This is a genomic window from Actinospica durhamensis (assembly GCF_018139695.1).
In the GTDB taxonomy this organism is placed as follows: domain Bacteria; phylum Actinomycetota; class Actinomycetes; order Streptomycetales; family Catenulisporaceae; genus Actinospica; species Actinospica durhamensis.
Map to the genome: position 1 here is coordinate 1 of NZ_JAGSOG010000321.1, position 8947 is coordinate 8947.

The following is an 8947-nucleotide window of genomic DNA, read 5'->3' on the forward strand; positions in this document are numbered from 1 at the left end:
GAGCATGGGGGCGAAGCGGTCGAGCAGGCGGCGGGTGGTGGAGGGGGCCACCACGGCGTCGCCGGAGTAGACCGCGCGGATCGCGGTCAGCAATTCGGCCGGGGGGACGTCCTTGAGCAGGAAGCCCGAGGCGCCCGCCTTGATCGCGGCGAAGGCGTACTCATCGAGGTCGAACGTGGTCAGGATGAGCACCCGCGCCGTGCCCTCGAGTCTGGCGCCGAGCAGCCTGCGGGTGGCCTCCACCCCGTCCAGCTTCGGCATCCGCACGTCCATCAGCACCACGTCGGCCGGGCAGCGCGCGAGCAGGTCGAGCGCGGCCATCCCGTCCGCGGCCTCGCCGACGACGGTCATGTCCTGCTGCGCGTCCAGGATCATCCGGAAACCGGTGCGCAGCAGCTCCTGGTCGTCGACCAGCACGATCCGAATCACGCGACGACCCTAGCCGACGGAAGGGCCGCGGCGGCCGATTCGTACGGCAGCCGCGCCTCGACCCGGAACCCGCGGCCGACCTCCAGCGGACCCGCGCTCAGCGCCCCGCCGAACATGGCCACCCGCTCCCGCATGCCGGTCAGCCCGCTGCCCTGGCCGTCGGTCAGCGCCTCGACGCCGCGGCCGTCGTCCTGCACGACCAGGCGCAGCTCCCGCTCGCCGTAATACATCCCGACCGACGCGCTCACCGCCGTGCCGCCGTGCTTGCGCGCGTTGGTGAGCGACTCCTGGACGATCCGGTAGGCGGCCAGCGCCACGCCCTGGCGCAGCTCCACCGGGATCCCGTCCACGGTGAGCTCCACCGGCAGCCCGCTCGAGCGCACCTGCTCGAGCAGGTCCTCGAGCTGCCCCACGCCCGGCTGCGGGGCCCGCTCGGCCGCGCCGTCCTGGGTGCGCAGCACGCCGAGCAGCCGGCGCATCTCCACCAGGGCCGAGCGGCCGGTCTCGGCGATGGCGCCGAGCGCCTTGCGGGTGTTCTCCGGCGCCGTGTCCATCGCGTACGCCGCACCCTCGGCCTGCACCACCATGACCGAGACGTTGTGCGCGACCACGTCGTGCAGCTCGCGGGCGATCCTGGCCCGCTCGGTGGCCGCGGCGATCTGGGCCTGCTGGTCGCGTTCGAGCTCGAGCCGCCTGGCCTTCTCCTCCAGGTCCAGGTAGTACGCCCGGCGGTACTGCATCGAGTCGCCCATCACCCAGGCGATGATCATGGGGGCGCAGAAGAAGCCGAGGATCATGGTCCACACGACCAGCTTCCTGGCCAGGTCCCACGGCACATGGTCGCCCATGCCCACGTTCATCCGGGGCAGCAGCACCAGGACGCCGAAGATGCACACGCCGAGGCCGGTCAGCGAGTCCCGGCGCGGCCGGTAGGCGGCCAGGCCGTAGAGCGCGACCGGCACGGCGAAGTCGGAGGGCCAGATCGGCTGCGGGCTGAACACCTGCAGCGCGCCGATCACCATGATCGACCAGAACACGCCGTAGGAGTACTTGCGCCGCCACACGACGGGCGCGCCGATCACCGCCGCCGGCAGGGCCATCAGCGGATTGTCGTGGTGGGCTTTCACCACGACCGGGAAGGCGATCAGGCCCAGCATGACGAGCACGGCCGCCATCGCGCCGTCCACGTGGGTGGGATGGCGCTGCAGCCAGATGTAGAGCCGGGTCACCCTTCGAGGGTACGAAACGCGGGGCGGCCTGCCCATCCGTCTTGAGGCGGTAGCGTCTCATCCCGTGGAACGAGGAGTGGACCATACCGACGGCGGTTTCCTGCCCTGGTCGGCCGCGATGGACCGGGCGCTGTACGGGCCGGAGGGATTCTTCCGCAGGCCGGAGGGACCGGCCGGGCACTTCCGCACCTCGGTGCACGCCTCGCCGCTGTTCGCCGGCGCGGTGCTGCGGCTGCTGCGGCTGGTCGACGCGGCGCTCGGAAATCCACACCGAATCTCCTTGATCGACCTCGGCGCGGGCCGCGGGGAGCTGCTCGCCGGCATCCTGGCCGCGCTCGGCGAGGACGGGGACACGGACCTGCGCGCGCGGCTGCAGCTGGTCGCGGTCGAGCTGGCGGACCGGCCGGACGGGCTCGCGGCCGGGATCGAGTGGTGCGCGCGGGTGCCCGAGGGCGCGGTCGGCCTGCTGATCGCCAACGAGTGGCTCGACAACGTGCCCTGCGACGTGGTCGAGCTCGGCCCGGACGGCCCGCGCGTGGTCGAGGTGGCCCGGGACGGCGCCGAGCGGCTCGGCCCCGAGCCGGACCGGTCCCAGCAGGCCTGGCTGGAGTGCTGGTGGCCGGGCTGGGGCGACGCGGAGCCGGGCGCCCGGGCCGAGCTCGGGCTGATGCGCGACGCGGCCTGGGCCGGCGCGGTGGGCTCGCTCGCGGCCGGGCTGGCCGTCGCGGTCGACTACGCGCACACCGCCGACGCCCGCCCGCGCTACGGCAGCCTGACCGGGTACGCGCGCGGCCGCGAGGTCCCGCCCACACCCGACGGCTCGTGCGACCTGACCGCGCACGTGGCGCTGGACGCCTGCGCGGCCGCGGCCTCGCAGTGCGCGCACTGGACCCGAGCGCTGGACCAGCGGACCGTGCTGCGGCGCCTCGGCGTGTCCGGGCAGCGCCCGGAACTGGCCCTGGCCAGCAGCGATCCGCGCGGCTACGTCCGCGCCCTGTCGCGGGCCGGGCAGGCCGCGGAGCTGACCGACCCGGCCGGCCTCGGCCGGTTCAGCTGGCTACTCCAGGGCGTGGATATCCCGAGGCTCACCGATCTGGAAGACTGATCGGTCATGGAACAGGGACTGGTCGAGCGCACCGCCGGGATCGGTACCGGCCTGGCCACCGAGGACATGGTGCTCAACATCGGCCCGCAGCATCCGGCCACCCACGGGGTGCTGCGGCTGCGGCTGGTGTTGGACGGCGAGAAGATCGTGCGGGCCGAGCCGATCGTGGGCTACATGCACCGCGGCGCCGAGAAGCTGTTCGAGGTGCGCGACTACCGCCAGATCATCATGCTGGCCAACCGGCACGACTGGCTCTCCGCCTTCGCCAACGAGCTCGGCGTGGTGATCGCGGCCGAGCGCATGCTCGGCATGGAGGTGCCGGTGCGCGCGGTGTGGGCGCGCACGATGCTGGCCGAGCTGAACCGGGCGCTGAACCACCTGATGTTCCTCGGGTCCTACCCGCTCGAACTCGGTGCGATCACTCCGATCTTCTACACCTTCCGCGAGCGCGAGGAGCTGCAGAAGGTGATGGAGGAGATCTCCGGCGGCCGGATGCACTTCATGTTCAACCGGGTCGGCGGCCTCAAGGAGGACCTGCCGGCCGGCTGGCTGGACCGGGCCCGGGCCGCGATCGACGCCGTACGCGGACGCATGTCGCAGGTCGAGCGGCTGATCCACGGCAACGAGATCTTCCACGCGCGCACCCGCGGCGTGGGCGTGCTCAAGCCGGAGCTGGTCGGCACCTACGGCCTCTCCGGCCCGATCGCCCGCGCCTCCGGCGTGGACTTCGACCTGCGCCGGGACGACCCGTACCTGGCCTACGGCGAGCTCGGCGACGTGCTCAAGGTGGTCACCCGGAAGAACGGCGACTGCTTCGACCGGTTCGAATGCCTGCTCGAGCAGACCTACAACGCGCTCGACCTGGCCGAGGCCTGCGCCGACCGGCTCGCCAAGCTGCCGCAGGGCCCGATCAACCTGCGGCTGCCGAAGGTGCTCAAGGTGCCCGAGGGCGAGACGTACGCGTGGACCGAGAACCCGCTCGGCATCAACGGCTACTACCTGGTCTCGCGCGGGGACAAGACCCCGTGGCGGCTCAAGCTGCGCTCGGCCTCGTTCAACAACATCCAGGTGCTCGAGGAACTGCTGCCGGGCTACCTGGTGGCCGACATGGTGGCGATCCTGGGCTCGATGTTCTTCGTGGTCGGGGACATCGACAAGTAGCGGCGCGGCGGGCCGCGGGTCGGCGACGCGGCGGGCCGGCAGGGGCGCGCAGCCCTAGGCCCGCGGCGTGGCCAGCTTGTTGTCGCCGGTGGACGGCGGGCTCGGCTGCTCCGGCGGGACCCGCAGGATCCGCTCGAGGAACAGCGCCGCGCCCATCAGCGCGACCCCGGCCAGGAAGGCGAAAAGGCAGCGCAGCGCCTCGGCGCTGTAGGTGGAGATGTCCAGGTGGTTGACCAGGGTCAGCCCGTAGCCGCCGTACATCCCGCCGAAGATCGCCCCGACCAGTCCGGCCGCCTTGCCCAGCACCAGCGCGCGGGCGGCCTGCAGCGGATCGATCGGCTTGGGCTGGCGGCCGTGCTTGTCCACCCGCGACTCGCCGCGCATGGCCCGCAGCCGGGCTTCCCGGTAGGCGTGCAGCCGGGCCCGCAGGCCGAGCGCGACCCCGAGGACGGCCGCGGCGAGCACGGCGAGGGTGATCGGGGCCGAGAGCGGGACCGGCGGCGGGCTGCCGAAGTGCTGCCACAACCGCAGCGCCCCCCACGCCAGCACCACGCATGCGGCGGTGATGCCGGCGAGTACGGCAGGCCTGGTCGGTTTCACGAAGCCAGTGTGTCAGGAAAGCGCCCTGGGCGTCGCACAGCCCCGACCGCTTCCGGACGCGCCATCGCCGCTACCACTGCAGCTCCAGGTCGGGGCGCACCTCGATACCGTCGTCGGACAGTTCGCCGAGCAGTTCGGCGATCGGGCCGTGGCCGGGGATCACCGCGTCCGGGTCCACGTCGTGCCAGGGCCGCAGCACGAACGGACGCTCGTGCGCGCGCAGGTGCGGCACGATCAAATCCTCGTCGTGCAGCTGCAGGTCGTCGTACACGATGATGTCCACGTCAATGGTGCGCGGGGCCCAGCGTTCGCCGCGGACCCGGTCCAGCGCCTGCTCGATCGCCTGGGTGCGGATGAGCAGCTGCTGCGGGGTGAGGTCGGTCCCTATCACGGCGACCGCGTTGAGATAGTCGTCCTGGCCGCTCAGGTCCTTCGCGTCGGCCGAGGCCGCCGGACCGCCGAAGGGCTTGGTCTCGTAGACCGGGGAGATGGACAGCGGCTCGACGCCCGGGGTGTCGGTGAGGGCGTCCATGGCCGCCTGCAGCGACTCGAGCCGCTGGCCGACGTTGCTGCCGAAGGCCAGCACGGCCCGGTGGATGGAGTGGGTCGTGGTCATGCGGCTCCTCCCGGCTTCTCGCGCCGGATCGAGACCGTCACGTCGTCGAACGGGACGGTGATCGGCGCGTCGGGCTTGTGCACGGTGATCTCGACGGCCTGCACGGCCGGGTCGGCCAGGCAGATCTCGGCGAGACGGGCGGCGAGCGTCTCGATCAGGTTGCACGGCTCGCCCTCGATCACGGCCACCAGCTTCTCCGCCACCGCGCCGTAGTCGGCCGTGCGGGCCAGGTCGTCGCCGCGCGCCGCCGCGCGGGTGTCGAGCTCGAGCGCCGCGTCCACCACGAAGGTCTGCCCCTCGACGCGTTCGCGCGGGTAGACGCCGTGAAGGCCCCGGCCGCGCAGGCCGCTGAGCGTGATGCGATCGATTCCCACCTGCATGGCTGTTGAGACTCCCGGCTTGCCTGGCTTGCACTCCCGCCCCATGAACCTACCCAATCCCCGCGCGGCTGATCACCTCCGGCACCCATCCGGTGCGCGGACCGCGCCGTCCGAGTGCCCGCCGGATCACTCTTCGTCCGCACCCTCGGTCGGGGACGGGAAGACCGGGGCGGAGCTGTGCGCCAGCAGCCGCCAGCCGCCCGCGTCCTCCCGGCGGTAGACGTTGACCGCCTCGTAGTGGCTGCCGGCGAAGCCCGCCTGCCCGGCCTCGTCCCCGGGCAGGTTGGACAGGATGTTCTCCACGCAGGTGACCACCGCCACCGGCTCCATCAGCACCACGCGCACGTCGGTGAGGAAGAACTGCAGGTAGCTCATCCGGGAGAGCACCAGCGCCCAGGAGCGCAGGATCTTGCCGACGCCGTGCACCGCGGCCTGGCCCGGGTGCACGCAGTGCGCGGCCACCTCGCCGACCTCGGGGGTGACCCAGACCTCCCGCATCAGGTCCAGATCCGCGGTCTCGATGGCCTGGTAGAAGCGCTCGTTGGCCTTGAGCACGGCGGCCACCGCGGGAGTGGGCGGGGGCAGCTCGTCCGGCTCGATCACCGCGCGTCCTCCCCGTCACCGTGACCCGCGGGCCCGGCGGCCGCCGCCGTCGGCTCCGTCGGCTCGACCGGGCTCATCGCCGCCACCGCCCGGACCGCGTCCGCCGCCGCGGGACCCGCGTGCACCCGGACCGCCCAGGCGCCGCGGGAGGCCGCGACCGCGGCCACCGCCACCGTGGCGGCGTCGCGTTCGCCCGGTGGCCGGGGCGTGCCGTCCGGGCCGGGCAGCAGCGCGCCGAGGAAGCGCTTGCGGGAGTGGCCGATCAGCAGCGGCCGACCCAGCGCGCGGGTCAGGTACTCCTGGCCGCGCAGCAGGGCCCAGTCGTGCTCGGCGTTCTTGGCGAAGCCGAGCCCCGGGTCGAGTACCACCCGCTCCGGCGCGATCCCGGCCGCGACGGCCGCCTCGAGCCGCTCGGCGAGTTCCGTCCGCACCTGTTCGATCACGTCTTCATAGACGGCGCGCGCGTTCATGTCCACACTGTGCCCACGCCAGTGCATGAGGATGTACGGCAATCCGAGATCCGCGACCGTAGGGAACATCTCCGGGTCGGCCAGGCCGCCACTGACGTCGTTGACGATCCGGGCCCCGGCCTCGGCGCAGCGCCGGGCCACCTGCGCCCGCATGGTGTCCACAGAGACCACGGCCCCGGCCTCGGCCAGGGCCTCGACCACCGGCAGCACCCGGCGCAGCTCCTCGGCCACGCTCACCCGCGCCGCCCCCGGCCGTGTCGACTCACCCCCCACGTCGAGCACGTCCACGCCGCGGGCCACCGCGTCGAGCCCGCGGGCGATCGCGTCCTCGGCGGCGAAGTTCGCTCCGCCGTCCGAGAAGGAGTCCGGTGTGATGTTCAGGATGCCGAACACGGCGCAGCGGCCGTACTCGGGCAGACCTGAGACCTGGGGGTTCGTCATGCGGTCCCGTCGTTCGTCTACGTCGTCGGACTCGTCGTGGGAATCTCTTCGGCGGCGGCGCGCCGGTGCCCGCGCTGGAGCATCGAGGGCAGCACCAGGAAGGCCTCGGCCTCGAGCGCGGCCAGGGCGATCCTGGGCAGGTCCCTGGTCTGGCGGAAGGCCACGAAGCGCGGCTCCCAGATCGGCCGGAACTTCACGTTGAACCGGTAGAGCGACTCGATCTGGAACCACCGGGACAGGAACACCAGCAGGGCACGCCAGCGCCGCAGCACCGGCCCGGCGCCGATCCGCTCGCCGCGTTCGAGGGCGGAGCGGAAGACGGCGAAGTTCAGCGAGATCCGGGTCACCGCGAGCCGGTCGGCCTCGCGCAGCGCCGCGACGATCATCAGCTCGTTCAGGCCCGGGTCGGCGGTGCGGTCACGGCGCATCAGGTCGAGCGAGAGCCCTTCGGCACCCCAGGGCACGAAGTTGAGCACGGCCCTGATCTCGCCCTCGTGCCGGGCGGTGACGACCACGCAGTCCCCGTCGGCCGCGTCGCCGAAGCGCCCGAGGGCCATGGAGAAGCCGCGCTCGGTCTCGGTGGAGCGCCCGTCGTTGGCCAGCCGCCGGATCGCGACCACCTCGGACTCGGGGATGTCGCGCAGCCGCCGGGTCTCGCAGACGTAGCCCTTGCGCTCGATCTTGTTGACCATCTGCCGCACGTTGCGCATGGCCCGGCCCTCGAGGGTGAAGTCGGCGACCTCCACCACCGCCTCGTCCCCGAGTTCGAGCGCGTCCATCCCGGCCTCGCGGCACCAGATCTCGCCGCCCAACTCGCTGCAGCCCATCACCGCCGGGATCCAGGCGTACTTGTCGGCGCGTTCGCAGAACTCCTTGATGGCGCCGGGCCAGGCCTCCGGGTCGCCCACCGGGTCGCCGCTGGCCAGCATGACCCCGGCGACCACGCGGTAGGCGATGCAGGCCTTGCCGCTGGCGGAGAAGAGCACCGCCTTGTCCCGGCGCAGCGCGAAGTAGCCCAGCGAGTCGCGGCGCCCGTGCTTGGCCAGCAGCTCGCGCACGCGCGTCTCCTGAGCCGGCGTCAGCAGCGCCTCGGGCAGGGCGGGGCGCAGGAAGAGGTAGAGGGTGACCAGCAGCGTCACCAGGCTCAGGCCCACCAGGGAGAAGTAGACGTAGTCGCCGTAGCGGTCCACCCGGAAGTGCATCGGCCCGCTCACGCCGATCAGCCCGAGCAGCACCTGCTGGATCCGGTCGAGCACCCCGCCGCCGGCCACGATCTCGCGCGGGCGCACCGAGACGAGCAGCAGGCCGAGTCCGAGGTCGATGATGATCAGGCAGCAGAAGGTCCAGATGGCCCGCCAGCGCGAACGCGGGTCGCTCAGGGCGTAGAACTCGCGCCGGTAGACGATCAGCAGCACCAGCACGATGATCGGCAGCACCTCGCCGTTCCCGGTGCCGCGCGGGACGTAGTGCCCGGCCAGCGCGTAGAAGTGCCCGGCGATGGACAGGCACAGCAGCCCGACCGTGCCCATCCAGGCCCGGTGCTTGCGGCGGCGCAGCCCGTGCGCGAGCAGCAGCATGAGCACGCCGGTGATCATGCTTCCGGCCACCAGCGAGGGGTTGATCTCCAGCCCGGGGACCAGCCGCCCGTACTGATGCAGAGGCTTTATGGGGGTGGCGTTGCGCACGGACGGGAAGAGCGCGTAGACGATGTCGAGCAGCCCGATGAGATAGCACGCCAACCCGGCCGCGCGCGGAATCCACGGCCTGCGCCGCGGCGCGGTGAACTGGTGCACGAGCGGCTGAGCCACCCGTCGCACCGTGGCCAACTGCTCGGAGTCGTCGTCAGACGACGTGCCGACGATACGTTGCATGCCTGAAGTCCCCCTGCTGCCCGCGCCCGAGCTCCCCTGGGC

At 72.4% G+C, this 8947-nt stretch carries 10 protein-coding genes; 2 read left to right on the forward strand and 8 right to left on the reverse strand.

Annotation, left to right across the window (positions count from 1 at the left end):
• A partial coding sequence (locus KDL01_RS35905) for a response regulator (protein WP_307846755.1) occupies positions 1–429 on the reverse strand: 429 nt, incomplete at its 3' end.
• Positions 426–1658 (reverse strand): sensor histidine kinase, encoded by a 1233-nt coding sequence (locus tag KDL01_RS45665; RefSeq protein WP_212533164.1) that lies wholly within the window; start codon positions 1656–1658, stop codon positions 426–428. The genes KDL01_RS35905 and KDL01_RS45665, both read right to left, overlap by 4 nt.
• Before the next feature lie 118 nt (positions 1659–1776).
• Between KDL01_RS45665 and KDL01_RS35915 the strand changes: the two genes are divergently transcribed.
• Both KDL01_RS35915 and KDL01_RS35920 read left to right on the forward strand, forming a co-directional pair.
• On the forward strand, positions 1777–2763 hold the full coding sequence (locus KDL01_RS35915) for an SAM-dependent methyltransferase (protein ID WP_212533173.1): 987 nt from the start codon (positions 1777–1779) through the stop codon (positions 2761–2763).
• Between the two features lie 18 nt (positions 2764–2781).
• The gene (locus KDL01_RS35920) at positions 2782–3924 is read left to right on the forward strand and encodes an NADH-quinone oxidoreductase subunit D (protein WP_438802011.1); all 1143 of its coding nucleotides are present in this window, start codon (positions 2782–2784) and stop codon (positions 3922–3924) included.
• A gap of 54 nt (positions 3925–3978) precedes the next feature.
• Here the strand turns inward: KDL01_RS35920 and KDL01_RS35925 are convergent, their stop codons facing one another.
• From KDL01_RS35925 to KDL01_RS35950, 6 genes are all read right to left on the reverse strand, one after another.
• Positions 3979–4524 carry a DUF3180 domain-containing protein gene (locus KDL01_RS35925; protein WP_212533166.1) on the reverse strand — a complete coding sequence of 182 codons (546 nt, stop codon included), beginning with the start codon at positions 4522–4524 and terminating at the stop codon, positions 3979–3981.
• Between the two features lie 70 nt (positions 4525–4594).
• Positions 4595–5140: a 2-amino-4-hydroxy-6-hydroxymethyldihydropteridine diphosphokinase gene (gene folK, locus KDL01_RS35930; RefSeq protein ID WP_212533167.1), complete on the reverse strand. Its 546-nt coding sequence runs from the start codon at positions 5138–5140 to the stop codon at positions 4595–4597.
• Positions 5137–5508, reverse strand: a complete 372-nt coding sequence (gene folB, locus KDL01_RS35935) for a dihydroneopterin aldolase (RefSeq protein ID WP_368861719.1) — start codon at positions 5506–5508, stop codon at positions 5137–5139. Before folB ends, folK begins: the two co-directional genes overlap by 4 nt.
• 138 nt (positions 5509–5646) lie before the next feature.
• Positions 5647–6123, reverse strand: a complete 477-nt coding sequence (locus tag KDL01_RS35940; RefSeq protein WP_212533169.1) for a nuclear transport factor 2 family protein — start codon at positions 6121–6123, stop codon at positions 5647–5649.
• Positions 6120–7034, reverse strand: a complete 915-nt coding sequence (gene folP, locus KDL01_RS35945) for a dihydropteroate synthase (RefSeq protein ID WP_212533170.1) — start codon at positions 7032–7034, stop codon at positions 6120–6122. Before folP ends, KDL01_RS35940 begins: the two co-directional genes overlap by 4 nt.
• 17 nt (positions 7035–7051) lie before the next feature.
• Positions 7052–8905, reverse strand: a complete 1854-nt coding sequence (locus tag KDL01_RS35950; protein ID WP_212533171.1) for a phosphatidylglycerol lysyltransferase domain-containing protein — start codon at positions 8903–8905, stop codon at positions 7052–7054.
• Positions 8906–8947 lie beyond the last annotated feature (42 nt).